The following is a 26,277-nucleotide window of genomic DNA, read 5'->3' as shown; positions in this document are numbered from 1 at the left end:
TGGAGCGGTGCTGGACCTGCCTGTTCCCCCGCGGCACTCCCCCGCGTTCGGCCACGACGCCCTCGTGGTGTGCGACAACCTGGTGCGCATCTACCAGTCGGAGTCCGTCGAGGTGCAGGCGCTGCAGGGCCTCGACCTGCTCGTGCACGAGGGCGAGATGGTCGCGCTCGTCGGCGCATCCGGGTCCGGCAAGTCGACCCTGCTCAACGTGCTGGCCGGCGTGGACTCGCCGACGGCCGGTCGCGCCCGGGTCGCCGGCCACGACCTCGTGGACATGACGCGGCGCGAGCGCGTGCACTACCGACGGCACGTGGTGGGGTTCGTCCGCCAGCAGACGGCCCGCAACCTCGTGCCCTACCTGACGTCCCGGCAGGTGGTCGACCTGCCGCTGACGATCGCCGGACGTCCCCGCCGCGAGCGCCATGACCGGACGACCGAGCTGCTCGAGCTCCTCGGGGTGGCGCACTGCGCGGACCGTCGTCCCGCGGAGATGTCCGGCGGCGAGCAGCAGCGCGTGTCGATCGCCGTCGCGCTCGCCAACGACCCCCGGGTGCTGCTGGCCGACGAACCCACGGGCGAGCTCGACAGCGAGACGGCGGCCGAGGTGTTCGCGGCCCTCCGCACCGTCAACCGCGAGCTCGGAGCCACCGTCGTCGTCGTCACCCACGACGCCGCGGTCAGTGGGCAGGTGGCCCGCACCGTCGCCATCCGGGACGGCCGCACGAGCAGCGAGGTGCTCCGCAGCCACGACACCGCGGACCAGCCCGGGCGGTCGGAGGAGTTCGCCGTCATGGACCGCGCCGGTCGGGTGCAGCTGCCGCGGGAGTACCGCGAGGCCCTCGACCTCACCCACCGCGTCCGCCTCGCGCTCGCCGACGACCACGTCCAGGTCCGGTCCGACCGCAGCGACCACGGCGCATGAGCGGCGCCACCGAGCCGATGGTCGTGGCACGCGGACTCACCCGGACGTACGGCACCGCCGCCGCCCCGCTGCGGGCCCTGCACGACGTCTCGCTCGACGTCGCGCCGGGCGAGATGCTCGCCGTCGTCGGCCGCTCGGGGTCGGGGAAGACGACGCTCCTCAACCTGCTGGGCGGTCTCGACCGACCGGACGCCGGGACGGTCCGCGTCGACGGCGCCGAGGTCACCGCCCTCGACGACGAGGGGCTGAGCACCCTGCGTCGCGACACCGTCTCCTACGTCTTCCAGACCTTCGGCCTGATCCCCGCCCTCACCGCCGCCGAGAACGTGGGGGTGCCCCTGCGGCTACGACGTACGCCGGTCGCGGCGCGCGAGCAACGCGTCGCCCTGCTGCTCGACCTCGTCGGGCTGGGCGACCACGCGCTGCAGCGGCCCGCCGAGCTGTCCGGCGGCCAACAACAACGCGTCGCCATCGCGCGCGCCCTCGCCGGCTCTCCCCGGGTGCTGCTCGCCGACGAGCCCACCGGACAGCTCGACACCGAGACCGGGCTGGGGGTCATGGCGCTGCTGCGCGCCGTCGTCGAGTCGGAGGGCGTCACCGCGGTGGTGGCCACGCACGACGCCGTGCTGATGTCGCTCGCCGACCGGGTCCTCGCGATCTCGGACGGTCGGGTCGACGGCTGAGGGAGACGCCCGTGTTCTCCCTGGTGCTGCGCCGAGCGCAGGTGCAGCGGCGGCTGCTGGCGGCCGTCGTCGTCCTGGTCGCGACCGCGTGCACGCTGGTCGGCACGTGCACCCTCCTGCTCGACGTCACGCAGGCCCGCGCGTTCCGCGAGGCCGTCCAGCGCTCGGACCCCGACGACCTCAGCGTCACCGCCTTCCTCGTCGACCTCACCAGCAGGGACGCCCCGGCGGCCCGGGACGAGGCCGCGCAGGTGGTCGGCGACGTCCTGGGCCCGATGCGGCCCGTGCAGGAGACCACGCTCACCTCACGCCTGCGCGACCTCGAGGCGGACGGCGCGCGCACCGACAGCCAGGCCTACCTGGTCGCGACCGACGCACTCGCGACCCGCGCCGACCTGACGGCCGGTCGGTGGCCGGCGGCGACGGGCGGCCGTGCCGAGGTCGTGGTCCCGGACACGACCGCGCGGTTGCTCGGGATCGGTGTCGGCGACGAGGTCGCGTTGGGCGGGGAGCGCGGCCTCGGCGGCGTCGACGCCCCGGTGCCGCTCGTGGTGGTCGGCACGTTCCGGCCGCGCGCCGTCCTGGAGTGGGAGCGGGACCCGCTCGGCGGTGCCGGGTTCTCCCCGGCCTACAGCGACGGGCTGGAGGCGGCCTCGACCTACGGTCCGTTCGTCGTCGACGAGCAGGCGTTCCTCGACACCGGGTCGTCGGTCAACGCCCTCCGCGTCACCGCCCACCCCGCTCTCGACGTCGCCGGCGACTCCTCGCTCCAGCAGGCTGCGGGACTCCTCGACGACGCACCGGGCCTGCTGGCGGCGCGCGTCGGCGACCGGGCCCGGCTCACCCGGCTGGCGTCCGACCTCCCTCGCTCGCTCGCGCACCTCCACGCCCAGCGGGCGAGCACGGCCTCCACCGTCCTGGTCGTCCTGATCCTGGGCACGGCGCTCTCCCTCGCGGCCGCGCGCCTGACGGGGCGGCTGGTCGGCTCCGTACGTGAGGACGAGCGCGACCTGCTCGTCGCGATGGGACTGGGGCGCCCACAGCAGCTGGGCACGGCGGGTGCCGAGGCGGCGCTCCTCGCGCTCGTCGCCGGCGCGATCGCCGTGCCCGTCGCGTCCCTGCTCCACTCCCGCCTGACCCACCGGGGCGACCTCAGTGCGGCCGGGCTGCAGCAGGGACCGGTGGTCACGTGGACGTTGGTGGGAGCCGTGCTCGCCACCGCCCTCCTGCTCACTGCGACGCTCGTGACGGCCACGCTGCGCGCACGCCCCGTCGCCGACCCGTCGCCCCGCGCCGCCGCGGCCGGGCGTGGCCTCGACGTGCTCCTGCTCGTCGCCGCAGCGCTCGCGTGGTGGCAGCTGCGCGGTCAACCGTCCACGGCGAGCCGCACCGGCGACGTCGTCCTCACGGCGGCGCCCGTCCTGTGCCTCGCGGTGCTGACCGTGCTGGGCGTACGCCTCGTGCCGGCGTTGCTGGGCAGGGCGGCCGCGCTCGCGGGTCGCGCGCGCGGCCTCGTGCTGCCCCTGGCCACCCAGCAGGCCACCCGGCGCGCACAGGCGTCGACCGCGATGGTCCTGGTCGCCGCCGCGGTGGCAGCGGCGGTCTTCGCACTGGCGCTGCGGACCACCTGGGACACCTCCCAGGACGACCAGGCGGCGCTCCGGGTCGGGACGGACCTCGCGCTCACGCTGCGCGCACCGGCCGAGATCGGCGACGCCCGACGGGTCGGGACCGCGCTCGCGGCCCAGCGACCCGCACCGGCGGCCTCGCCGGTGATCCACCGCCCCCTCGCGCTCGGCCACTACGTCGGTCGGCAGGGCGCGCGTCCCGTCCTGGTCGCCGTCGACTCCCGGCAGGCCGGTGCGCTGCTCCGCGGTCGTCTCGCCCCGGGCACCACCTGGGCCGGCATCGGCCGCGTGCTGGCACCGGCCGACCCGGCCGTCGGTGTCCCCCTCCCCGACGACGGCGCCGGGGTCGCGCTGCGGGGCCGCGGGCCGGCCGGAGCCTCGTTGACGGCGAGGGTGACGGCCGTCGTCGAGGACCGGACCGGCTTCCGGGCATCGGTGCCGGCCGGTGACGTGCCGCTGGACGGCGCCTCCCACCCGCTGCGGTGGCCGGCGGCCGTCGGCCCGGGCCTCGAGCTCGTCGCCGTGCGCCTCGAGCTCGGCGGCTCGACGGGCGCCGGACCGGGGGTGGCGACGGCCACCACGTCCACGGTGACCGCGACCCTGACCGTCCCCGCGGTCGGCGGGACGACCGGCTCGCCCGGTTCGCGTCCGCCGTGGCAGGTGCGCCCCCTGCAGGAGCAGAGCCCCGTCGGCGGGGCCACGGCCGAGCTGCACGCCGTCGACGGTGCCACGGAGCTGCGGACGTCGCTCGAGGTCGACCTGGACTACTTCGACTACACGGGCGCCGACGTGCTGGCCACCGTCCTGCCCGTTCCGGCGGTCGTCCCGGTGGCCGTGTCCCAGGACCTGGTCGACGCCGTCGGAGCGCAGCGCGGCGACGAGCTGGAGGCGATCGTCGGCGACACCGCGCTGCGCCTGTCGGTGGCTGCCGTGGTGCCCGACGTCCCCTCGGCACCCGGCGAGGTCGCCGTCCTGGCCGACGCCGACACCTTGTCGCGCGCGCTCATCGGCGCCGGACGGCTCGATCCCGTGGTGGACGGGTGGTGGGTGGCCGCCCCCTCGACCGCGACCGTCGAGGCCGTCCGGGCGGCCGGGCTGGGCACGGTCACGACCCGGGACGGCGTGGCCGCCGACCTCGCCCGCGGTCCGTTGCGGGTGGCGGTCCCCACCACGCTCGTCGTGCTGCTGGCCCTGGCCATCGCGCTCTTCCTCGCCGCCGTCGTGCTGGTGGTCGGCGCCGACCGCGCCCGGGCGTCGGCGGCCGTGGTCCGCCTCCGGGCGCTGGGCGCGTCCCGGCGCGACGCCGTACGGCTGCAGCTCGCGGAGCACCTGCTGCTCCTGCTGCCGCTGACGCTGGTCGGGTCGCTCGTCGGCGCCGCCTCGACCCTGCTGCTCGGACCGCACCTGGTCCGCTCCGACGTGGGCGCGGCCCCCGCCCCGGCTCCGGTGGTGGCATGGCCGTGGCGGGCGGAGCTGGCCGTGGTCGGCGGGCTCGTGCTCGGCATCGTCGTCGTCACGTGGGTCCTCACCGCGCTCCTCGTCCGCCGGTCCGGGCCGTCGCGGCTCCGGGACGGTGAGCTGTGATGCCGGCGCCACGGCTGCACCTGCCCACGGTCGTCGGCCGTCTGCGCACGGACCGCGGCCTCCTGCTCCTGGTCGGCACCGTCGTCGCCCTCACCGTCGCCCTGACGGGTGCGGTGTCGCCGGTCACCGAACGGTCGGCCGACCGGGCCGTGGCCGCCGCCGTCCGGGAGGCCGGGACGCGCGGCAACGTCGTGGCCTCGCTGCCCGAGTGGTACGACGACCCGTCCGGCAGGACGCGTGATCCCGGCACCGCCACGCAGGTCCGACAGGACGCCGACTTCGTGCGCAGCGCCATGCCGTCCGAGCTCTCGGATGTCCTGCAGCCCGGCGTCACGACCGTCACCACCACTCCCCTGCAGCTCGTCGACGCCGGCCCCGGCCGCTACCTCCAGCTCGCCTTCGTCGACACCGCGGACGGCGCGCCCGCCGTGTCGTACGTCGACGGTGGGGCGCCGCAGGCCGCCCGCGGCGGAGCTCGGCAGCCGTCCGTCCAGGTCGCCGTGTCGGAGCCGGCGGCGCAGGCCCTCGACCTGCACGTGGGCGACCGTGTCCCGGCCCGCGACGAGCACGGCCGGTCCGTGGTCGTCGCGATCAGCGGCACCTTCGAGCCCGACGACGCCCAGGACGCGTCCTGGCAGGCGGCTCCCCAGCTGCTCGAGCCGACCACGAGCACGTCCGGGGAGGAGCCCCGCACGGCCGCGGCGGCGCTCGTGTCCGACGCGTCGCTGGCCGACCTCCGGTTCGCCCTCCCCGGCGACGCCCTCAGGCGGCGCGTGGTGTTCGCCCCCGATGCGGGCGCGGTGACCTGGCGGCGTTCGGCTGCGCTCGAGCGGACGATCGCAAGCCTGCAGTCAGGCGCAGGCCCGGGTCTCGGGGAGGTGTCCTGGGACAGCCTGCTGGGCACCGTGCTCCAGGACGGGCGCGCGCAGGTCGGCGCCGCACGCGGGCAGGCGCAGGTCCTTCTCGTCGGCCTGCTCGCCGGTGCGCTGCTCGTCCTCGTGCTGGCCGGACAGCTCTTGGTGCGCCGACGCACGGGATCGTTGACCGGGGCCCGGGAGCGAGGCGCCTCCCTCCCCGGCATCGCCACCGAGCTCGTCGCCGAGTCCGTGCTGGTGACCGTGCTGGGCGCCGCCACCGGGCTGGCCCTGGTGCGGCTGGTCGCGGGGTCGGTGGGCTGGACCTGGTCGGTGCCGGTGGTCCTGGTGTCAGCCCTGGCCCCGGTCGTGCTGGGCGTCGCCGTGGCCGAGGGGCCTACCGCACGGGTGCCGGCCAACCGCTCTGCCCGACGCGTGCGGGCCCGGGTCGCGCACCTGCGTCGGGTCGGGCTCGAGGTGGCGGTGCTGGTCGCGGCTGCGCTGTCCTTCGTGGCGCTGCAGCAGCGCGGCGTGCTCGGCGACGGCGAGCAGGGAGGAGACCTGACGGCTGCGGGTGCCGTGACGTGGATCGCCGTGGCCGCGGCGGTGGTGCTGCTCCGCCTGACGCCACCGGTGCTGCGATGGATGCTGCGCAGGACACGTCGTACGACCGGTGACGTCCCCCTCGTCGTCGCGGCACGCCTCGTGCAGTCCGGCGTCCGGGTGCTGCCCGTGGTGGTCGTCGTGGTCGCCGTCGCCGGGGCCACCTTCGCGGCAGCGCTCGCGGCCACCCTGCGGGACGGCCAGGCCGCCGGTGCGCTCTCCGTGGTGGGGGGTGACGCACGGCTCGACACCCGCGCCGACCCGAGCCTCGCCGACGTGGCGCGCGAGGCGGCCGGCGCCACCGGCGTCCGCGCCGCCGCTGCCGTGCGGGTCGAGGACGGCGTCAGCGTCTCGGCACACGGCGGCGCGGCGTTCGTCCGGCTGGCCGTGGTCGACGCGGCCGCCTACGAGCAGCTCCTCGGGGCGAGCGCGCTCCCGGACGCGCCCCAGCTGGCGCGCCTGCGCTCCGGGAGTGGGGACCGGGTGCCGGCGTTGCTCCTCGGCGGCCCCGACGGCCTGCGCGACGACCCGAGCCTGCGGTGGGAGGACACCAGCATCCCGCTGGACGTGGTCGGCACCGCCCCCGACGTCGAGGACGCCACCGACCCCGTCGTCGTGGTGGACGTCGACGCGCTCGCCGGCTTCGGCGTGGCGGTGCCACCCGACTCGGTCCGGGCCGTCGGCCCCGGTGCTCCCGAGGCGCTCGACGAGGTCGCGCGCAGGACCCCCGGCAGCACCGTGGTGACGTACGCCGACGAGGTGCAGCGCCGCCGCGCGGCAGCCCTGCCGTCGGCGGTCGGCACCCTCGCCGCCGCGTCCTGCGTGCTGCTGCTGGTCCTGGGCCTGCTCGGCGTGGCGCTGGCGACGGCGATCGACGCGCCGGCGCGGGCGGCGTCGACCGGCCGGCTGCGGGCGCTCGGCACCTCGCGCCGCGACCTGCGCCGCACCCTCCTGGGGGAGCTCGTCGCCCCGGTGCTGGTCGCCGCCGTGGTGGGTCTCGCGACCGGGGTCGGGTGCGCCCGGGTCGCCCTCGGCGAGCTCTCGCTGGAGAGCCTCACCGCGGCACCGGGGCCACCGTCGCCTGTCGTGCCCTGGTGGACCGTGCTGTGGGTGGTGGCGCTGGTCGGCTGCTCCGCGGCGCTGGCCCTCGCGGAGTGGCGCCGGGTGCGGCGCACGCCGCTCGCGGAGCTGCTGCGGACCTGACGGGGGCTCTGCAGCCCGCTCAGGGTCGGAAGGGCTTGTCCTCACTGCGCGGGTCGAGCCCCGGATAGCCCGCCTTCGGCTCCAGCCCGTCGGGGTTCGGTTCCTCGCCACCGGCGCTCTGCTCCGGAGGCGCGTCGTCCGGGGAGTCCACGGGTGAGGTGTCGCGGAGGCCGTCCGCGCCGACCTGCCCCGGGCCGGTGTGGCCGACGCGCTCGCTGCTGGATCCCATGCCGCCTGCCGCACCCGCGGGTCCGGAGGCGTTCGGCGTCGACTCGCGCTCCTCGTGGGCCGGTCCGGTCGTCTCGTCGCTCATGGCCTGTCGTACCCCGCGACCGCGCCGGCATGTGCCGAGGGTGCGTCAGGCGTCGAGGAAGTGGTCCGGGGTGAGCGGCAGGGAGCGGACCCGCACGCCGGTGGCGTGGAAGGTCGCATTGGCCACCGCCGCCGCCGTGCCCACGATGCCGATCTCGCCGATCCCGCGCGAGCCCATGGGTGTGAAGACCTCGTCGGACTCCTCGAGCCACTCGGCGTCCACGTCCAGCACGTCGGCGTGCGAGGCGACGTGGTAGGTCGCGAGGTCCTGGGTGACGACGTGGCCGAAGCGCGGGTCACGGTGCGACTCCTCGAAGAGGCCGGCCGAGAGCCCCATGACCAGTCCGCCGACGAGCTGTGATCGCGCCGTCCTCGGGTTGATCACCCGGCCCACGGAGTAGACGCCGTGCAGGCGCGGCACCCGCACCTCGCCCGTCCAGCGGTTGACACGCGCCTCGGCGAAGACCGCGCCGAAGGAGTGGAACGCGTAGTCCTCGGCCGCAGGATCGTCGGCCGCGGACGCCGTGGTGTGGACGCCCGGGTCCGGGTGGGCGCCGTGGTCCTCCCGGAACAGCTGCGCAGCCGCGACGATCGCGCTGCCCCACGAGCTGGTGCCCGACGATCCGCCGGCGACCGTCGCCGACGGCAGCAGGCTGTCGGCGATCGCCAGGTCGATGTCGGACGGTTCGACCTCCAGCGCGTCCGCCGCGATCTGGGTGAGGACCGTGCGTGCGCCCGTGCCGATGTCGACCGAGCCGATCGCGACCTCGTAGCGCCCCCCGTCCAGCGCGGTCACGCGGGCCTGGTTGCCCGGCTGCCTCATGGCCGGGTACGTCGCCGACGCGACGCCGGTGCCGACCCACCAGTCCCCCTCGAGCCGGGCCCGCGGCCCCGCGGGACGGGTCGACCAGCCGAACCGATCGGCCCCGCGGTGGAGGCAGTCGAGCAGGCGCCGGTCGTTGAAGGGCTTCCCCGTCTCCGGGTCGAGGTCGGGCTCGTTGCGCTCCCGCAGCACGATCGGGTCGAGGCCGCACGCGACGGCGAGCTCGTCCATGGCGACCTCGTGGGCGTACATCCCCGGCATCTCTCCCGGGGCGCGCATCCACGACGGCACCGCGACGTCGAGCTGCGCGAGCCGGTGGCTGGTGCGACGGTTCGGGGCGGCGTAGAGCATGCGCGTCGGTGACGCCGTCTGCTCGGCGAACTCCCGCACGACCGAGGTCTGCTCCTGCACGGCGTGCTCGATCGCGGTCAACCGGCCGTCGCGGCCCGCGCCGAGCCGCACGTGCGAGATGGTGGCCGTGCGGTAGCCGGTGAGGGAGAACATCTGCTGTCGCGTCACCGCAAGCCGCACCGGTCGACCGGCGGTCGTGCGGGCCGCGAGGGCCACGGCCATCACGTGCGCGTGGGCCTCGCCCTTGCTGCCGAAGCCACCGCCGACGTACGGCGCCCGGACCCGCACCTGGTCGTTCTCGAGCCCCAGCATCGGGGCGAGCGCCTGCACGACCCCGTGGACGCCTTGGGTGGAGTCGAACATGGACAGCACCTCGCGGCCTTCGCGCTCCTCCCACCAGGCGAGCGTGGCGTGCGGCTCGAGCGGGTTGTTGTGCTCGTAGGGGGTGCGGTAGGTCTGGTCGACCACGACGTCCGCGGCGGCGAGCGCCGCGTCCACGTCGCCCTCGTCGGTGTCGGTCTCCACGTCGGGGTTGACCTTGTCGGGGCGGTAGGTCGCGTTGTCCTCACGCAGCTCGGCCTCGTGCGGCTCCTGCTCGTAGGTCACCTCGACCAGCGCCGCGCCCTCGCGTGCCGCCTCGGACGTCTCGGCCAGCACGAGGGCCACGACCTGGCCGCGGAAGCCCACCCGGTCGTCCTGCAGGATCGCGAGCTCGGCGTTGTCCGTCTGCGCCAGGCGCGGGGCGCTCGTGTGGTCGAGCATCGCGCTGACGCCGTGGTGGGCCAGCGCCTTCGAGGCGTCGACCCCGGTGATCCGGCCCTTCGCCACGGTCGAGGTCACCAACCAGAGGCTGAGGGGCGCGGCCGTCCCGTTGACGTCCGCATGCTCGACGGCGTACGACGCCGTGCCGGTCACCTTCTCGCGTCCGTCGACCCGGTCGAGCGAGGTGCCGATCGAGCGCGGCGAGATCGTGCGGGTCTGCTGCTCGGTCATCGCGAGGCCTCCTCGGCCAGGTCGAGGAGGGTCATGACGGTGGTGTTGCGGAGCATGGCCACCTTGTAGGCGGTGTCGCGGTTCGTCGTGGTCGTCTCCAGCTCGAGGTCGACCGCTGCCCGGACCGCGTCCTCCGTGATCTGCTGCCCGGCCAGCGCCGCCTCGGCGCGGCGCGCGCGCCAGGGCTTGTGCGCCACACCGCCCCAGGCGAGGCGGACGTCCGTCGTCCGGCCCTCCTCCATGCGCACCGACGCGGCAACGGAGACGAGGGCGAACGCGTAGGACGCCCGGTCGCGGACCTTGGTGTAGGTCGACCGGTGGACGTCGGGGTCCAGTGGCAGCTCGACGGCCGTGACGAGGTCGCTCCGGGCGAGCGTGGTGTCCGCCCCGGGACGGTCCCCCGGCAGCCGGTGCAGCTCGTCGAACGGGATGCGGCGCTCGCCCTCGAGGCCGAGCACCACGACGGTCGCGTCCAGGACCGCCAGGCCGACGGCGAGGTCGGACGGGTGGGTCGCCACGCAGTCGGGGCTTGCGCCGAGGATCGCGTTGTAGCGCCCGTAGCCCTCGAGGGCCGAGCAGCCGGTGCCCGGCTCGCGCTTGTTGCACGGCGTGGTGACGTCCTGGAAGTACACGCACCGGGTGCGCTGCAGCAGGTTGCCCGCCGTGGTCGCCTGGTTGCGGATCTGCCCCGACGCGCCCGCGAGGAGCGCGCGCGCGACCACGGGGAAGCGCGACCGCACGACCGGGTGCGCGGCGAGGTCGCTGTTGCGGACGTTGGCGCCGATGCGCAGCACCGCCCCGTCCTCGCCCTCGACCCGCTCGATGCCGTCGAGGGGCAGTCGACGGACGTCGACCAGGACGTCCGGGGACGCGACGCCGAGCTTGAGGTGGTCCACGAGGTTGCTCCCGCCGGCCAGGAACGTCGCGCCGGGGTGCCGGGCGACCAGGTCGACGGCCTCCTGCGCGGTGGCGGGACGGCGGTGGTCGAGCGCCCTCATCCCCGAGCCGCCCTTCGGACCGCGGCGAGGATGCCGGGGTAGGCACCGCACCGGCAGAGGTTGCCACTCATCCGCTCGCGGAGCTCGGCGTCGTCCAGCTCGACCGCGGCGTCGAGGTCCTCGGTCACGTGGCTCGGGTGGCCCTGCTTCGCCTCGGCCAGCATCCCGACCGCCGAGCACACCTGACCCGGCGTGCAGTAGCCGCACTGGTAGCCGTCGTGCTCGAGGAACGCTCGCTGCACCAGGTGGGGCTCGTCGGCTCCCAGGCCTGCGGCGGTCACCACCTCACTGCCGTCGTACGCGATCGCGAGCGCGAGGCAGGTGAGGTGCCGGCGCCCGTCCAGCAGGACGGTGCAGCTGCCGCACTGGCCGTGGTCACAGCCCTTCTTGGGCGAGGTGTTGCCCAGCCGTTCGCGCAACGTGTCGAGCAACGTGGTGCGGCTGTCGACGGTCACGGCGTGCGAGGCACCGTCCACGACCAGGGAGATCTCACGGTCCATGGCCGTCCGTACCCCCGAACCCGCGCAGGCATCCGCCGCCGGTTGCCCGGGTTGCCGCCGGCGCCGGACGCCTCAGTCGTCCTCCCAGTAGGGGCCCTTGCGGTAGTGGTCGGGCTGGACCGTCGTCACCGGACGGCGCACGGTGCGCCACACCTTGCGCATGGTCCCGTCGGGGTCCTTCACCCAGCGCGCGACCCGGAAGTTGGCGTAGGTCGTGGTGTAGGCGTTGCGCGAGTTGCGGGCGTTGCTCCACTGGTAGTTGAAGTTCTTGAGGTACTTGTTCGCGACCCGCTTGCCGCGGACCGTGAACCAGACCTCGTCGTTGGCCGTGCTGAGGCTCGACCAGTTGACCGACCCGGTCAGCACCATGCTCGTGTCGGGGACGCCGTTGTAGGTGCCCTGGATGACGAGGTACTTCTGGTGGGTGTAGTAGTCGAGGATCAGGTCGTCGATGCCGTCGTTGTTGAGGTCGAAGTTGTCGTCGGTGTTGTAGTCCAGCCCGGTCGAGCGCAGCGGGATCCTCCCCCGCCGCGTGGGCGCGCCGATGATGCCCTTGGCGCGGTAGCCGATGAGGCCGTAGCTGACCCGGAAGTCGCAGCCCTCGGCGTACTTCCTGCGGATCGCGGCGGCGAGGTAGTCGCCGCGGGAGCCGCGCATCGTGTGCATGGACAACGCCAGGCGGGTCCGGGTGACCCCGCCGCTGCCGTCCGGGGTCAGGCACTGGACCTTCCCGAGCATGTCGAGGACCAGGTCGTTCTTGGGTCCGGAGTTCTTCGGGAAGACCCAGACCGTGTTCTTGTCGACGGTGTCGTCGCAGTAGGTGGTGAGGGGCGTGCCGCAGAAGAAGCGGGGTGGCTGGCGGGTGGAGTAGTCCTTCTTCATGTCGTTGAAGAGCGACACGAACTGGCGGAACAGCACGTGGTTGCCGTCGGAGAAGTGGAGGTCGTTCCACTGGTGGCGGTCGGCGTTGAGCGTCATGTTGGCCGAGCCGACGGCGATGACGTCCTCGGACCTGCCGGCCTGCGAGAAGAGGTAGAACTTCGAGTGCAGGTTGTTGAACTCGTTGGCGGCGCCGCGGCAGCTCTGGTGGCACTTGTAGATGAAGCTGTCCTTGCGCCGGTCCTTGCCGATCTCGGCGCGGATCACCTTCATCGCGCCGTTCTCCCAGTGGTCGTTGAGGAGCATCTGCACCTTGACGCCGCGGCGGTGGGCGGCGACGAGGGCGTGCGCCACGGGCATGCGGTCGAGGGAGTAGATCGCGATCCGGATGGTCGAGCCCTTGGGCGTGTGGCGGATGGTGTCGACCACCCGCCGCTCGATGTTGAACCAGCCCTTCTTGAGGTGCGGGTCGTTGAAGTAGGGACCCTTCGGGGCGTCCCACGTGCTCGGCCTGGGCTTCCCGGGCTTGGCCGCTGCCGCCGTCGCAGCGGTCGCGGCGTCGGATCCGGCCGCCAGCGCGGATCCCGGGGCCGTGGCCCCCATCGACGCGACCAGCACCAGGCACAGGCTCCCCACGAGCCTCGACAGCTTCGACACGACCACAACCCCCACATCACGCGGACTTCGCGGGCTCAGCATAGGCACGGACCGCCCCCGCCCCCACCGACGCGCCCACGTGTCGGCGGCCCGTGGTCCAATGAGCCGGATCGGGCCGTTCCGCTTGACTCGTTCGAACAGGTGTTCGATCATGGGCACATGTCCTCCAGCCGCTCGATCACCGCGCTCGACCCTGCGCGCTCGGTCGTCGAGCAGCTGCGCGAGCGGATGGCCGCCATGGAGCACAAGCCGGCCGGGCAGCCGGTGCCGACGCTCCCGGGCCTGGCCGGGCTGGTGCCCCTCCACGGCGGCGGGACCTATGCCGTCGACTCGGCCGCGCTGGGCCTGGCACTGGCCGCGGGCGCCTCCCGGGCGGGCGAGTGGGTCGGCTTCGCCGGGTGGTCCGACTTCGGGGCGGAGGCGGCGGCCGAGCTCGGCATCGAGCTGTCGCGCACCGTCCTCGTGCCCGACCCCGGCGAGCACTGGCTCGAGGTGACCGCAGCGCTCGTCGACGTGCTGCGGGTCGTGGTCCTGCGCCCGCCGGCGTCGGTGAGCGAGCGTGCCGCGGGCGTCATCGACTCCCGGCTGCGCACCCGCTCGGCCGTGCTGGTCGTGCACGGCGACTGGCCCCGGGCCGAGGCCCGTCTCAGCATCGAGGAGTCCCTCTGGACCGGCCCCGCGTCGGGCACCGGGCAGCTGGCCGAGCGCCGCGCCCGCGTCGTCGTACGCCGTGGGGCGCGGCCGCCGCAGCGCGCCGACCTCGCCTGGCCCGGCGCCCGCCGGGTGGAGGCCACCACCGAGCGGGAGGTGCGCGAGATCCGGCGGCCGGCCGACGAGAGGGCGGGATGAGGGTCTCGTGCGCGTGATGGTCGTGTGGTGCCCCGACTGGTCGGTGGTCGCCGCGCTCGACGAGGCGGAGCGGTCGCGCCGCTCCCCGGCCGCCGTCCTGTCCGCCAACGTCGTCGAGGTGTGCAACGGGCCGGCGCGCGCCGAGGGCGTCCGCCGTGGGCAGCGCCGCCGCGACGCCCAGTCCCGGTGCCCCGAGCTGGTGCTGCTGCCGGCCAACCCCGACCGCGACGCGCGTTCCTTCGAGCCCGTCCTCGCCGTGATCGAGGACCTGCGGCCCGGGGTGGCCGCGCTGCGTCCCGGCCTGCTCGCGGTCCGCGCCCCGGGCAGCTGGTACGGCACGGAGAGCGACGCCGCCGCCACGGCCTGCCAGGCGCTGGTCGAGGCCGACGTGTGGGACGTCCGCGTGGGCATCGCCGACGACCTCTTCACCGCCGAGCAGGCGGCGCGGACCGCGGAGGTGCAGTCGTGGGTGGTCGTGCCCGAAGGCGGGTCCGCCGCGTTCCTCCGCGGGCTGCCCGTGCAGGTCCTGCAGGACGACGGGCCGCGCGGACGCGAGCTGGTCAGCCTGCTGCAGCGGCTCGGGCTGCGCACCCTCGGGGACCTGGCAGACCTGCCGGGCGAGGCGGTCGAGCACCGGCTCGGCGCCCACGGGGCCGCGGTGAGGCGCCGCGCCCGCGGGGAGGACCGGAAGCTCTTCGCCGCCCGCACACCCCCGCCCGAGCTCGACGCCGCGGTGCCCTTCGAACCGCCTCTCGACTCGGTCGAGGCGATCACCTTCAGCGTGCGCACCACTGCGGAGCGGTTCGTCTCCCAGCTGGCCCTCCACCAGCTCGTCGCGACCGGGGTGCGCATCGAGGCCGAGTCCGACGGCGTCGTGTGCTCCGCCCGCACCTGGCTGCACCCGCGCCACTTCAGCGCCCGCGACCTCGTCGACCGCGTGCACTGGCAGCTCCAGTCGGCCACGGTCGGTGGGTCGCTGCGCGCCCGCAAGCACGCGGGCGAGGTGCGCGCCCCGATCGAGCGGATCCGGTTCCTGCCCGAGGTGGTCGAGCCGGCAGCGGCCCACGGCGAGGCACTCTGGGGCAACGCCTCCGACGACCTCGTCGAGCGGGGCGTCGCCCGGGTCCAGGGCATGGTCGGCTTCGACGCCGTACGCCGTCCGGTGCTGCAGGGCGGGCGCAGCCCCGCCGCCCGGCAGTCGCTGGTGCCCTGGGGCGAACGCGCGGTCGACCTGCGCCCGGTCGACCGCCCCTGGCCGGGCCGGGTGCCCGGACCGGCGCCGGTGCGGGTGTTCGCGACCCCGCCGGTCGCCGAGGTCGTCGACGACGCGGGGCGCGAGGTGCGCGTCACCGACCGGGGCGTCGTGACCGGCGAGCCGCGACGCTTCCGGGTGGGTGGCGGGGTGCTCCCCTGGCAGCCGGTGACCGCCTGGGCCGGTCCCTGGCCCACCGACGAGGCCTGGTGGTCCGGCGGGTCCGGCCCCTCGGCCCGCTTCCAGCTCGTCGGCGCCGACGGCCGCGCCTGGCTGCTCCTCCGCGCGCCCGAGGGCTGGTCCCTGGAGGCCGGCTATGACTAGCGGAGGTGCCAGGTAATGGGCTGGAACAACCCCGCCATGCACTGGAAGGAGCTGGAGCGGCGGCTCAGCGGCCTGCCGGGCGCCGACGACGCCCCGGTCTCGCGGCCCAAGCGCGGCGCCACCACGCCGCGGGCGATCGAGCGCCCGGCGAGCGTCACCCCCTACGCCGAGCTGCACTGCCACAGCCACTTCAGCTTCCTCGACGGCGCCAGCTCGCCGGCGGAGCTGGTGGAGGAGGCCGTGCGGCTGGGCCTGCACGCGCTCGCGGTCACCGACCACGACGGCTTCTACGGCGCCCCGATGCTGGCCGAGGCCGCGGCCGCCTACGACCTGCCGACCGTCTTCGGCGCCGAGCTCTCCCTCGGCCTGAGCGGCCCGCAGAACGGCGTGCCCGACCCGGAGGGCAGCCACCTGCTGGTCCTGGCGCGCGGCGTCGAGGGCTACCACCGGCTCGCTGCCGCGATCACCGACGCGCACCTGCGCGGCGACGAGAAGGGCCGCCCGGTCTACGACCTCGACGAGCTCGGTGAGCGGGGTCGTGGCCACTGGGTCGTGCTGACGGGCTGTCGCAAGGGCACGGTCCAGCAGGCGCTGGCACACGGCGGTGAGCCCGCCGCGGCCGTGGCCCTCGACCGGCTGACCTCGCTCTTCGGCATGGAGGACGTGCTCGTGGAGGTCTCACCGCGACCGGGGACCGATGCGACCAACGCCGCGCTGGCACGGCTGGCCGGGGTGCACGGCCTCGACCTCGTCGCGGCGGGCAACGCGCACCACGCCACGCCGCAGCGGCACCGGTTGGCGTCAGCCATGGCGGCGGTGCGCGCGCGACGCAGCCTGGCGGAGCTCGACGGCTGGCTCGACCTCTCCGGCTCGGGCCACCTGCGCAGCGGTGCCGAGACGGCGGCCGCGCTGGCGGCGTACCCCCAGGCGGTGGCTCGGAGCGTCAGCCTCGCCGACGACCTCGCGTTCGACCTCAAGAAGGCCTCGCCGGCGCTGCCCAAGCGGCAGATCCCCGAGGGCCACACGGCCGACTCGTGGTTGCGGGTGCTGGCCGAGCGCGGCTTCGCGGAGAGGTACGCCGGCGTCCCGCACGAGGAGGAGGCGCGCGATCGCCTCGAGCACGAGCTGCGCGTGATCTCGGAGAAGGACTTCGCCGGCTACTTCGTCATCGTGCACGACATCGTCGCCTTCGCCCGCGAGCAGAAGATCCTCTGCCAGGGTCGCGGCTCCGCGGCCAGCTCGGCGGTCTGCTACGCCCTCGGCATCACCGCGGTCGACGCCGTCTTCTACCAGCTCCCCTTCGAGCGCTTCATCTCCGCGCACCGCGAGGAGGAGCCCGACATCGACGTCGACTTCGACTCCGACCGGCGTGAGGAGGTGATCCAGTGGGTCTACGACACCTACGGCCGCCGCAACGCCGCCCAGGTGGCCAACGTGATCGGCTACCGCCCGCGGATGGCCGTGCGCGACGCCGCCAAGGCGCTGGGCTTCTCCCCCGGCCAGCAGGACGCCTGGTCCAAGCAGATCGACGGCTGGAAGTCAGTGGTCGCGGGCGACCAGGGCGATCCCGAGGCCCACGACGTGCCCCCGCAGGTGGTCGCCCTCGCCGAGGAGCTGCTGGGTGCGCCCCGCCACCTCGGCATCCACTCCGGCGGCATGGTGCTGACCGAGCGGCCGATCGGCGAGGTCTGCCCGATCGAGCGGGGCCGGATGGACAAGCGCACCGTGCTGCAGTGGGACAAGGACGCCTGCGAGTCGATGGGGCTGGTGAAGTTCGACCTGCTCGGCCTCGGCATGCTCGGCGCGATCGACCACATGATGCGGCTCGTCGCCGAGCACCTCGGCGAGCAGTGGGACCTCGCCTCGATGCCCAAGGAGGAGCCGGCCGTCTACGACATGCTGTGCCGGGCCGACTCGATCGGGGTGTTCCAGGTCGAGAGCCGCGCCCAGATCGGCACGCTGCCGCGCCTGCGACCGCGCGAGTTCTACGACCTCGCGATCGAGATCGCGCTGATCCGGCCCGGGCCGATCCAGGGCGGCGCCGTGCACCCCTACGTCCGCCGCGCCACCGGGCAGGAGCCGGTGACCTACGACCACCCCGAGCTGGTGCCGGTGCTCGAGCGCACGAAGGGGGTGCCGCTGTTCCAGGAGCAGCTGATGGCGATGGCGGTCACCCTCGGCGACTGCAGCCGCGACGACGCCGACCTGCTGCGCCGGGCGATGGGGTCCAAGCGTGGTGTGGAGCGCATCGAGTCGGTCAAGCAGAAGCTCTACGAAGGCATGGAGCGCCGCGGCATCGTCGGCGAGCTCGCCGACTCGATCTACGTCAAGATCCTGTCGTTCGCCAACTTCGGCTTCGCCGAGTCGCACGCCCTGTCCTTCGCCCTGCTGGTCTACGCCTCGTCGTGGTTCAAGCTGCACTACCCCGCGGCGTTCCTCGCCGGCCTGCTGCGCAACCAGCCGATGGGCTTCTACTCCCCCCAGTCGCTGGTCGGCGACGCGCGCCGCCACGGGGTCGACGTCCGCCGTCCCGACGTGGCGCGCTCCGCCGCGCAGGCAGACCTCGAGCCGGTCATCATCGGCCCGGTCCGGGCCAGCGGTCCCGACGCGTGCTGCCGGCCGCGGTTCGAGCGGGTCGAGTGGGTGCCCGGCACGCCGGACCCGGTGCCGACCCACCGCCGCGACACCGCGCTCGCCGTACGCCTCGGGCTCGACTCGGTGCGGGGCATCGGGCTCGACGTGGCGCGCCGGATCGTCGCGGCCCGTCAGGAGGCGCCTTTCACCGACGTCACCGACCTGTCCCGGCGCGCCGACCTGACCTCGGCCCAGCTGGAGGCGCTGGCCACGGCTGGCGCGTTCGACGCGTGGGGGCTCGGGCGCCGCGAGGCGCTGTGGGCGGCGGGGTTCGCCGAGGACGCCGCGCACCTGCCCGGCACCACCCCGGCACCCGCGGCCCCGACGCTGCCGGGCATGAGCGAGCCGGAGATCACCCTGGCCGACCTGTGGGCCACGGGCATCTCCCCCGAGCGCCACCCGGTGGAGCACCTGCGCGAGGACCTGCGCCGCGCGGGCGTGCGCTCCGTCGCCGACCTCGCCACCACCGAGACCGGGCGCCGCGTCCACGTCGGCGGGCTGGTGACCCACCGCCAACGGCCCGGCACGGCGATGGGGGTGACCTTCCTCAACCTCGAGGACGAGACCGGCATGCTCAACGTGGTCTGCTCCGTCGGCGTGATGAAGGCGCACCGGCAGGCCGCCCGCAACCGCGTCGCGGTCGTCATCCGCGGCCGCCTCGAGCGCAACGAGGGCGTCACCAACCTGATCGCCGACCGGGTCGAGCCGATCGACGTGGTCGTGCCGGGCGCCGGCGCGGTGCTCCAGGCCCGGGCGTCCTCGCGCGACTTCCGCTGACCGGCGCCGCGAGTCAACCGGCGGCGGCCGGACGGGGCGCCTCGACCGCGGGCAACAGGCTGTGGGCGGTCTCGTCCTCCTGCGCGTTGTGCAGCCGCATCACGCCGTACAGGCCGTAGAGCAGGCGGCGCACCTCCACCATGTCCTCGGGCTGTGCCCCCTCGTCCGGGACGTCGTCGAGCAGCCGACCGAGGCGGGCGACCTGGTGCTCGATCTCGGCGTGCGTCCTCGTGAGTGCGTACGTCGCCGGTTCGCCGAGCGCCCGCGCGACGAGCGACACCAGCTCGGCCTGGTCGGCACGCTCGTGGGTGAGCAGCTCGGAGCGGAGCCGGTCCAGGAGCCGGCGCACCGGCGCGACATCCGGGGCCTGCGTGCTGATCCGGTCGGCGACGGCCCGGATCTCCTCCACCACGACCAGGGACGCCTCGTGCTGGGCGCGCAGCCGGTGGCCCATCACGACGTCCGCGTGCGGCAGGGTCACGGTGTGCGTGCGTCCGGGGAGCACCGCCCTGAGTGCCAGCCCGATCGCCAGCACGTCGATGCCCTCCTGGAGCACCGCACCCGCAGCCGGCGGCAGGAAGCCCAGCGCCGCGGCGGCCATCCCGACGAAGGACAGGACCATCCCCGTGCCGACGGCCTGACGCGCGATGCGACGCGAGCGCTGCGCGATGAGGATGGCGTCGGCGAGGGCATCGACGCGGTCGACGGTCAGCACGACGTCGGCCGCCTCCGAGGACGCGGTGGCGCCCCGCGCGGCGAGTGCGACGCCGACGTCCGCAGCAGCGAGGGCGGGGGCGTCGTTGACGCCGTCGCCGACCATCATCACGACGCCGTCCGCCCGTTCGGCCTCGATGACCGCGAGCTTCTCCCCCGGGTCGCACTCGGCGCGGACGGCGTCGGTCCCGACGATCCTGCCCACCGTCTCGGCGGTGTCCGCCCGGTCCCCGGTGACCAGGACGACGCGCTGGATGCCGGCATCCCGCAGCCCGTGCACCATGCGCGGCGCGTCGGGGCGGATGACGTCCTCCAGGAGGAACGCCCCGGCCGGGACACCGTCGACCGCGGCGAACACCGTCATCGAGCCGTCGAGGCTGGCGCGCCGGCGCGCCCGCTGGGCCCACGCCGGCGCGGCGTCGGGCACGATCCACGAACGCTTCCCGAGCGCGACCCGCCGGCCCCCGACCAGCCCGCTGAGCCCGTAGCCGTGCTCCTCGACGACCTCGCTCGGCATCTCGAGCGCGAGACCTCGCGCGGTGGCGGCGGAGACGATCGAGGTGGCGAGCACGTGCGGCGACACCTGGTCGAGCGAGGCAGCGAGCCGCAGCAGCTCGTCGGCGGCCAGGTCGTCGCTCGCGGTGACCGTGCCGACGAGCTCGGGGCGCCCACGGGTCAGGGTGCCCGTCTTGTCGAACATGATGATGCGCGCGGCCGCGAGGCGCTCCAGCGCACCGCCCCCCTTGATGACCACGCCCACCCGCGTGGCCCGGGCGAGGCCGGAGATGTAGGCGATCGGAGCCGCCAGCAGCAGGGGGCACGGGGTGGCGACGACGAGCACAGCCACGGCGCGCACGGGGTCGCCGCTCAGCGCCCATGCCGCACCGGCCAGCACGAGGGTGACCGGCACGAAGACGACCGCGAGGCGGTCGGCGAGCCGGACGAAGGGGGCGGACGCGGCCTGCGCCTGCTCGACCAGCCGGACCAGGCCGGCGTACGTCGACTCGCCGGCGGAGGCGGTGGCCAGCAGGTCGAAGGGTGCGCCGGCGTTGACGGCACCGCTGCGCACGGTCCCGCCGGGCGCCTGCTCCACCGGCAGCGGCTCACCGGTCAGCGCGGACTCGTCGAGGGTGGCCCGGGTGAGCAGCCGCCCGTCCACCGGGACGACCTCACCGGTCCGCACCAGCAGGGTGTCGCCGACGACCACCGCGTCGACCGGGACCTCGACCATCCCGTCCGCGACGCGGCGCCTGGCCGTGCGCGGTGAACGCTCCAGGAGGAGGCGCAGCTCGCGCCGGGCGCGCGCGTCCGCACGGGCGTCGAGCAGCTGCCCCGTCGCGAGCATCACGGTGATCACGGCGCCGGCGAAGTACTCACCGACCGCCAGTGCCCCGGCCAGGGCGAGCAGGGCGATCACGTCGACCGTCGGCCGGTGGCGACGGAACGCGTCCGCGGTCGAGGCGACCGAGGCGACGAGCCCAGCGGCGGCGCCGACGAGCCAGAGGACGTCTGCGACGTCGGCGCGGCCGAGGACCCACAGGCCGCCGCCGAGGGCGAGGAGCAGGGTCGAGCCTGCGAAGAGCAGGACCGCACGACGTGCCTGGACGGCCTCCATGCCTCCATGTCACCCGATGCAGGGCGGTGTGGACAGGGCCGTCCTGCAGTGTCGCCGTGGGCCGATGGACCCGTGCGCGCTACCCCGCGCGGGGTACGTCGGTGCATGGCCCGCCCCGGTCACCGTCACGCGCGCACACTGCGGTGATGGCGCACGTGGGGCACGTCGAGGGGTGGGTGGCCACCGAGCGCCGGCCGCCCTCGCTCCGGTCGGCATGGTTCGTCCTGCTCCTGACGGTGAGCTGCGTGGGGACGTACGTCGTGTCGCTCGTGCTGCCCTACTACGCGAACGGGCTGCAGGGTTCCTCGATGGAGGAGCTCTGGGCGCTGGAGCTGACGGAGCAGTGGCCCTACCGGACCGCGCTCGGTGCACCGATCGGCGTGGCGGGCGTCTTCGCGGTCACGGTCGGCCCGTTCCTGGCCGCGGGGACGTTGTGGTGGTCGGCCCGGGTGCTGTGGGTCTACCGCGGTCTGCTGTCCCCGCGGGTGCGCGCGCTGGTCGTGGCGACGCTGCTCGTGGCCATCTCGATCATGGCGTGGTTGCCGACCCCTCTGGCCGGACGTCTCTTCAACTGGTTCATGGACTGAGAGGCGTTCCTCCCAACGCGGAGAGCGGCAGGTTGCCGCCGGTGTCTCGCGACCCGCCGACAACGATCCGGCAACAACGGTTGCGTCGTCAGCATCGGTCGGCCACGTTCAGGGGCCATGACGTCACGGGGGCTGGTGGCTGCTCTGCTGCTACTGCTGTGTGCGTGCGGCGGTGAGGAGACCTCTTCTGCTGGGGCCGACGGAGCGTCGCTCGCACCGGTGCCGGCCGGGCTCCGGGCAGGGTGCCCACCGCCCGAGACGCCGCTCAGGTACCCCGGCGGCGACCTCCCGGTCGGAGCCGTGGCCGTCCGGCTGTGCCCTGGCGAGCCGACCATCGCCTACACCGGCGACCTGACGGGCCCACCGATCGAGGCACCGGCGGACGAGCTCACCTCCGGCGCCGACGCGATGGTCGAGTTGGTCAACGGCTTGCCAGACTTCGATCCGGACACGCCCTGCCACATGGACGACGGCCCGCACCACGTCTACTGGTTCCGCTACCCCGACGGGGACGCGCGGGCGGTCGCCTACGACGAGGCCGGATGTCACACCGCGGTCGTCGGCGACCACGTCCAGCGACAGAACGGCGACGAGCTCGCCACCGCATTCGCCGACGCTCTCCTCGCGCAGCGAGCCGCGACGAATCCGCCGAGAGCGGACGACAAGCCGCTCGCATGCCCGATGCCGCCCAGGTCGGAGCCGACAAGCGTCCTGCCGGCCGTGCCGCTGACGCTGACAGCAGCGACGTGGTGCGTGGGCGTCGGGCCGTACAGGATGAGGTCGACGACCATCCCTGACGATCTTCTCGAGCGCCTCAACTCCGACTTGCTGGACACACCAGCCGAAGGCCGCGACCGGTGCGAGATGGCACCGTACTCAGCCACCTTGGAGGGCGTCACGGTGTGGGGCGACCGCGTCTCCTTCCTCGTGCCCGGTTGCCGGGTTGTTGCCCGCACCGGGTTCGGTCGCGACAACATGTCCACCGAGTACGAGGCCGACCCCCAGCTCCTCGCCGCCATCCAGGCGTTGCCACTCGGTCCCGCGCAACGCTGGCAGAGCGAAGACTGAAGGGTGCCGCGGCTGGGGACAAGCGACTCTGGCGACGAGCACCTAGCAGGCAGTTCAGGCGGTGGAGAACCGACGCTGAGCGTGAGGTCGAGGGCCATCAACGCGAACTGCCTTCCTGGTGCACGGCCGAGCCGACTCACTCGTGGCACCGATCGTCGCGATCACCACCCCAAGGCGATGAGCAGCGCTCGGAATTTTCGAAATGGAAAACGTTATCGATAACGATTGACACACCCCTCCGCCGACGACCAAGGTTCCGTGGTGTGATCCACGTCATACCGGGATGTGGGCGGAGAGGAACGGTCGAGATGCGGAAGCAACTACGCGGCGCAGCGCTGGCCCTCACGGTCGCGGGGCTCTCGCTCACTGCCGCGGCATGTGGCGGGGACGACACCGAGGCGGGCGGGGACGGCAAGACCATCACCTGGTGGCACAACTCCAACAACGAGCCCGGCAAGGGCTTCTACGAGCAGGTGGCCGCCGACTTCGAGAAGGACAACCCCGGCGTCGACGTCGAGGTGACCGCCATGGCCCACGAGGACATGGTCGACAAGCTGACCGCCGCCTTCCAGAGCGGCGACATGCCCGATGTCTACATGGAGCGCGGCGGCGGCGAGCTCGCCGCGCACGTCGACGCCGGCCTGACGCGCGACCTCACCGACGACGCCGCTGACGTGATCGAGTCGATCGGCGGGTCGGTGGCCGGGTGGCAGGTCGACGACCGCACCTACGGCCTCCCGTTCTCCCTCGGCGTCGTGGGGGTCTGGTACAACACGGACGACTTCGAGGAGGCGGGCGTCACGCCGCCGACCACGATGCAGGAGTGGGAGGACGCCAACGACTCCCTGAAGGAGGCCGGCCTCACTCCCCTCTCCCTCGGCGCCGGCGACAAGTGGCCGGCCGCCCACTACTGGTACTACGCGGCCGTCCGCTCGTGCTCGGAGGACGTGCTCACGCAGGCGACGGCCGACCTGGACTTCTCCGACGAGTGCTTCGTCAAGGCGGGCGAGGTCGTGCAGCAGCTCGTCGAGACCGAGCCGTTCAACAAGGGCTTCCTCGCCACCCCGGCGCAGGAGGGCGCGACCTCGGCCTCCGGCCTCCTGGCCACCGGCAAGGTGGCGAGCGAGCTCCAGGGCCACTGGGAGCCCGGAGTCATGCAGGGCCTGACCGACGACGGCGAGGGCCTCGGCGACAAGACCGGCTGGTTCCCGTTCCCCGCCGTCGAGGGCGGCGAGGGCGACCCCACCGCGGCCCTGGGTGGCGGCGACGCCTGGGCCGTGTCGGCGAAGGCGCCCGACTCCGCGGTCGACCTCGTCACCTACCTGCTGAGCGAGGACGTCCAGCGCGGCTTCGCCGAGAACGACATGGGGCTGCCCACCGTCCCGGCCGCAACAGACGCGGTCACCAACCCGGTCCTCGGCGACCTCATCCAGGTCCGCGACGACGCGCCCTACGTCCAGCTCTACTTCGACACCGCCTTCGGTGAGTCGATCGGTGGCGCCATGAACGACGAGATCGCGCTGCTCTTCGCCGGCAAGGCCACGCCGCAGGACGTCGTCGACGCCATGCAGCAGGCCGCCGACGAGCAGGGCTGACGCACCTGCCGTGAGCCTCTCCTCCGTCGCGACCACCGCAGCCGGGACCACCGGCCCGGACGACACCGTCGCCTCCCCGCCCGGACCACGGCGTCCCCCACGCCGTGGTCCCGGTGGGGGCGCCGGCTCGTGGCGCACCCGTCTCGAGATCGCGGTCTTCGTCGCGCCGGCCCTGGTGCTGATGGGCCTGTTCATCGCCTGGCCCGTCGTGTCCGCGGTCCGGATGTCGTTCTACCGGTGGCGTGGCTTCGGGCCGATGGACGACTTCGTCGGCCTGCGCAACTACGAGCGGGTGCTGACCGACGACGTCTTCACCCAGGCGGTCGGGCACAACTTCGTCATCGTGGTGCTCAGCATCCTGATCCAGCTCCCCCTCGGCCTGGCCGTGGCGCTCCTGCTCAACCGGCGGATGCGCGGGCGCGGTGTCGTGCGCACCCTCATCTTCGTGCCCTACGTCGTCGCCGAGGTGATCGCGGGCGTCATCTGGTTCCAGCTCCTGCTGCCGGAGACCGGGGTCGCCGACGGCCTGATCGGCGCGGTCGGCCTGACGCCACCCGACCAGGGCTTCCTCGGGACACCGAGCCTGGCCCTGTGGGCGGTCTTCGGGGTGCTCACCTGGAAGTACCTCGGGCTCGCCATCCTCCTCTTCCTCGCCGGGCTCCAGTCGGTGCCCGAGGAGATCTACGAGGCGGCCGCGCTCGACGGCGCGTCGTGGTGGCAGACCCAGGTGCGCGTCGTCGTACCCCTGCTGGGACCGACGATCCGCACGTGGTGCTTCCTGTCGATGATCGGCTCGATCCAGCAGTTCGACATCGTCTGGGTGCTCACCGGCGGCGGACCGGCCAACGCCACCACGACCATGGCCACCTACCTGCTCACCCAGGGCACGCAGCGCGGCAACTACGGCGTCGCCGGCGCCGCGTCGGTGGTCCTGTTCGTCATCGGCGTGGCCATGGCCGCGCTCTACCAGCGCTTCGTGCTCCGCCGCGACACGAGGCCGGAGGGATGAGGCCGGCATGAGCACCACGACCGCTTCCCGCGACCGCACGCGGCGCGCCACGAACCCCGCGGTGTACGTCATCGCGCTCGCCGTGGTCGCGCTGAGCGTCGGACCCGTCGTCTACGGCGCCCTGGGTGGCTTCCGCTCCAACGAGCAGATCGCGCGCAACCCGGCCGGGCTGCCCGACCCGTGGCGTCTCGGCAACTACACCTCGGTGTTCGGCAACCCGCAGTTCTGGGACTACGCCGTGAACTCGATGGTCATCGCGGCCCTGACCACGGCCATCGCGGTTGGCGCCGGGGTGATGGCGGCGTACCCCCTCGCCCGCTACCGCTTCCGGTTCCGCGAGTCCCTCTTCATGGTGTTCGTGCTCGGCCTGCTGTTCCCGCTCGCCACGGCGATCATCCCGCTGTCGATCTTCATCAGCCGCGACCTGCAGATGTCCAACAGCTGGTGGGGCGTCGCGCTCCCCCAGGCCGCCTTCGCACTGCCGGTGACCGTGGTGATCCTGCGCCCGTTCCTCATGGCGCTCCCCCAGGAGATCGAGGACGCCGCGCTCATCGACGGCGCCTCGCGCATCGGGGTGTTCTGGCGCATCGCCCTGCCGTTGAGCGCCCCGGCCCTCGTCACCGTCGGCGTCCTGGCCTTCGTGACGTCCTGGAACTCCTACCTGTTGCCGCTCCTGCTGCTCCAGGACGAGATGCGTACGCTGCCGCTCGGCGTGGCGGACTACTCCACCGAGCACTCGGCCGACACTGCCGGGGTGCTGGCCTTCACGTCCGTGGCGATGATCCCGGCCCTGGTGCTCTTCCTGGCCCTGCAGGGGCGCATCGTCAACGGTCTGCAAGGGGCGGTGAAGGGATGACGAAGCC

The 26,277-nt window shown here is 74.0% G+C and carries 18 protein-coding genes; 12 read left to right on the top strand and 6 right to left on the bottom strand.

Annotated features, from left to right (window positions below):
- Window positions 1-7: 7 nt before the first annotated feature.
- From ASC64_RS09955 to ASC64_RS09940, 4 genes are read left to right on the top strand one after another with little or no spacing between them, the layout of a single operon-like run.
- Window positions 8-922, top strand: coding sequence for an ABC transporter ATP-binding protein (locus ASC64_RS09955; protein WP_200937666.1), 915 nt, complete (start codon window positions 8-10; stop codon window positions 920-922).
- Complete coding sequence (locus ASC64_RS09950) at window positions 919-1,605, top strand: ABC transporter ATP-binding protein (RefSeq protein WP_056907393.1); 687 nt, start codon at window positions 919-921, stop codon at window positions 1,603-1,605. Before ASC64_RS09955 ends, ASC64_RS09950 begins: the two co-directional genes overlap by 4 nt.
- An 11-nt stretch (window positions 1,606-1,616) precedes the next feature.
- Window positions 1,617-4,817, top strand: coding sequence for an FtsX-like permease family protein (locus ASC64_RS09945; protein ID WP_056907392.1), 3,201 nt, complete (start codon window positions 1,617-1,619; stop codon window positions 4,815-4,817).
- Window positions 4,817-7,477: an FtsX-like permease family protein gene (locus tag ASC64_RS09940; protein WP_056907391.1), complete on the top strand. Its 2,661-nt coding sequence runs from the start codon at window positions 4,817-4,819 to the stop codon at window positions 7,475-7,477. The genes ASC64_RS09945 and ASC64_RS09940 overlap by 1 nt, the downstream gene beginning before the upstream one ends.
- 19 nt (window positions 7,478-7,496) lie before the next feature.
- On the opposite strand, the gene ASC64_RS09935 is transcribed toward ASC64_RS09940, so the two are convergent.
- From ASC64_RS09935 to ASC64_RS09915, 5 genes are all read right to left on the bottom strand, one after another.
- Entirely contained in the window at window positions 7,497-7,790 is a 294-nt protein-coding gene (locus tag ASC64_RS09935; protein ID WP_056907390.1) for a hypothetical protein, read from the bottom strand.
- A 45-nt stretch (window positions 7,791-7,835) separates the two neighbouring features.
- Window positions 7,836-9,956 (bottom strand): xanthine dehydrogenase family protein molybdopterin-binding subunit, encoded by a 2,121-nt coding sequence (locus tag ASC64_RS09930; RefSeq protein ID WP_056907389.1) that lies wholly within the window; start codon window positions 9,954-9,956, stop codon window positions 7,836-7,838.
- A complete protein-coding gene (locus ASC64_RS09925; protein WP_056907388.1) occupies window positions 9,953-10,954 on the bottom strand; it encodes an FAD binding domain-containing protein in 1,002 nt (333 codons plus the stop codon). Before ASC64_RS09925 ends, ASC64_RS09930 begins: the two co-directional genes overlap by 4 nt.
- A complete protein-coding gene (locus tag ASC64_RS09920) occupies window positions 10,951-11,454 on the bottom strand; it encodes a 2Fe-2S iron-sulfur cluster-binding protein (protein WP_056907387.1) in 504 nt (167 codons plus the stop codon). Before ASC64_RS09920 ends, ASC64_RS09925 begins: the two co-directional genes overlap by 4 nt.
- A 72-nt stretch (window positions 11,455-11,526) precedes the next feature.
- Window positions 11,527-12,990 (bottom strand): phospholipase D-like domain-containing protein, encoded by a 1,464-nt coding sequence (locus ASC64_RS09915; protein ID WP_162245787.1) that lies wholly within the window; start codon window positions 12,988-12,990, stop codon window positions 11,527-11,529.
- Window positions 12,991-13,149: 159 nt separating this feature from the next.
- Here ASC64_RS09915 and ASC64_RS09910 point away from each other — a divergent pair, with 159 nt between their 5' ends.
- The 3 genes from ASC64_RS09910 to ASC64_RS09900 are packed head-to-tail and all read left to right on the top strand — an operon-like array spanning window position 13,150 to window position 18,826.
- Window positions 13,150-13,839: a hypothetical protein gene (locus ASC64_RS09910; RefSeq protein WP_056907385.1), complete on the top strand. Its 690-nt coding sequence runs from the start codon at window positions 13,150-13,152 to the stop codon at window positions 13,837-13,839.
- A 16-nt stretch (window positions 13,840-13,855) separates the two neighbouring features.
- Complete coding sequence (locus ASC64_RS09905; protein ID WP_082550424.1) at window positions 13,856-15,415, top strand: Y-family DNA polymerase; 1,560 nt, start codon at window positions 13,856-13,858, stop codon at window positions 15,413-15,415.
- Window positions 15,416-15,430: 15 nt separating this feature from the next.
- A complete protein-coding gene (locus ASC64_RS09900; RefSeq protein ID WP_056907383.1) occupies window positions 15,431-18,826 on the top strand; it encodes an error-prone DNA polymerase in 3,396 nt (1,131 codons plus the stop codon).
- A 13-nt stretch (window positions 18,827-18,839) separates the two neighbouring features.
- On the opposite strand, the gene ASC64_RS09895 is transcribed toward ASC64_RS09900, so the two are convergent.
- Window positions 18,840-21,155 carry a heavy metal translocating P-type ATPase gene (locus ASC64_RS09895; protein WP_056907382.1) on the bottom strand — a complete coding sequence of 772 codons (2,316 nt, stop codon included), beginning with the start codon at window positions 21,153-21,155 and terminating at the stop codon, window positions 18,840-18,842.
- 146 nt (window positions 21,156-21,301) lie between these two features.
- Here ASC64_RS09895 and ASC64_RS09890 point away from each other — a divergent pair, with 146 nt between their 5' ends.
- The 5 genes from ASC64_RS09890 (at window position 21,302) to ASC64_RS09870 (ending at window position 26,270) form a co-directional block, all read left to right on the top strand.
- Window positions 21,302-21,742: a hypothetical protein gene (locus ASC64_RS09890; protein ID WP_056907381.1), complete on the top strand. Its 441-nt coding sequence runs from the start codon at window positions 21,302-21,304 to the stop codon at window positions 21,740-21,742.
- 135 nt (window positions 21,743-21,877) lie between these two features.
- The gene (locus ASC64_RS21995; RefSeq protein WP_156385116.1) at window positions 21,878-22,810 is read left to right on the top strand and encodes a hypothetical protein; all 933 of its coding nucleotides are present in this window, start codon (window positions 21,878-21,880) and stop codon (window positions 22,808-22,810) included.
- A 308-nt stretch (window positions 22,811-23,118) separates the two neighbouring features.
- Entirely contained in the window at window positions 23,119-24,405 is a 1,287-nt protein-coding gene (locus ASC64_RS09880; RefSeq protein ID WP_056907379.1) for an ABC transporter substrate-binding protein, read from the top strand.
- Window positions 24,406-24,415: 10 nt separating this feature from the next.
- The gene (locus tag ASC64_RS09875; RefSeq protein WP_056907378.1) at window positions 24,416-25,414 is read left to right on the top strand and encodes a carbohydrate ABC transporter permease; all 999 of its coding nucleotides are present in this window, start codon (window positions 24,416-24,418) and stop codon (window positions 25,412-25,414) included.
- 7 nt (window positions 25,415-25,421) lie between these two features.
- Window positions 25,422-26,270, top strand: coding sequence for a carbohydrate ABC transporter permease (locus ASC64_RS09870; RefSeq protein WP_056907377.1), 849 nt, complete (start codon window positions 25,422-25,424; stop codon window positions 26,268-26,270).
- Window positions 26,271-26,277 lie beyond the last annotated feature (7 nt).

The organism is Nocardioides sp. Root122 (genome assembly GCF_001425025.1).
Lineage (GTDB): Bacteria > Actinomycetota > Actinomycetes > Propionibacteriales > Nocardioidaceae > Nocardioides.
The sequence above is the reverse complement of the archived record's forward strand: the minus strand, read 5'-3'. Positions and strand labels throughout refer to the sequence as shown.

Coding starts and splice junctions, on each gene's coding strand:
- ASC64_RS09935 (WP_056907390.1), bottom strand. CDS start 7,790: ATGAGCGACGAGACGACCGGACCGGCCCACGAGGAGCGCGAGTCGACG.
- ASC64_RS09880 (WP_056907379.1), top strand. CDS start 23,119: ATGCGGAAGCAACTACGCGGCGCAGCGCTGGCCCTCACGGTCGCGGGG.
- ASC64_RS09920 (WP_056907387.1), bottom strand. CDS start 11,454: ATGGACCGTGAGATCTCCCTGGTCGTGGACGGTGCCTCGCACGCCGTG.
- ASC64_RS09910 (WP_056907385.1), top strand. CDS start 13,150: ATGTCCTCCAGCCGCTCGATCACCGCGCTCGACCCTGCGCGCTCGGTC.
- ASC64_RS09930 (WP_056907389.1), bottom strand. CDS start 9,956: ATGACCGAGCAGCAGACCCGCACGATCTCGCCGCGCTCGATCGGCACC.
- ASC64_RS09890 (WP_056907381.1), top strand. CDS start 21,302: ATGGCGCACGTGGGGCACGTCGAGGGGTGGGTGGCCACCGAGCGCCGG.
- ASC64_RS09940 (WP_056907391.1), top strand. CDS start 4,817: ATGCCGGCGCCACGGCTGCACCTGCCCACGGTCGTCGGCCGTCTGCGC.
- ASC64_RS09900 (WP_056907383.1), top strand. CDS start 15,431: ATGGGCTGGAACAACCCCGCCATGCACTGGAAGGAGCTGGAGCGGCGG.
- ASC64_RS09925 (WP_056907388.1), bottom strand. CDS start 10,954: ATGAGGGCGCTCGACCACCGCCGTCCCGCCACCGCGCAGGAGGCCGTC.
- ASC64_RS09870 (WP_056907377.1), top strand. CDS start 25,422: ATGAGCACCACGACCGCTTCCCGCGACCGCACGCGGCGCGCCACGAAC.
- ASC64_RS09905 (WP_082550424.1), top strand. CDS start 13,856: ATGGTCGTGTGGTGCCCCGACTGGTCGGTGGTCGCCGCGCTCGACGAG.
- ASC64_RS09950 (WP_056907393.1), top strand. CDS start 919: ATGAGCGGCGCCACCGAGCCGATGGTCGTGGCACGCGGACTCACCCGG.
- ASC64_RS09895 (WP_056907382.1), bottom strand. CDS start 21,155: ATGGAGGCCGTCCAGGCACGTCGTGCGGTCCTGCTCTTCGCAGGCTCG.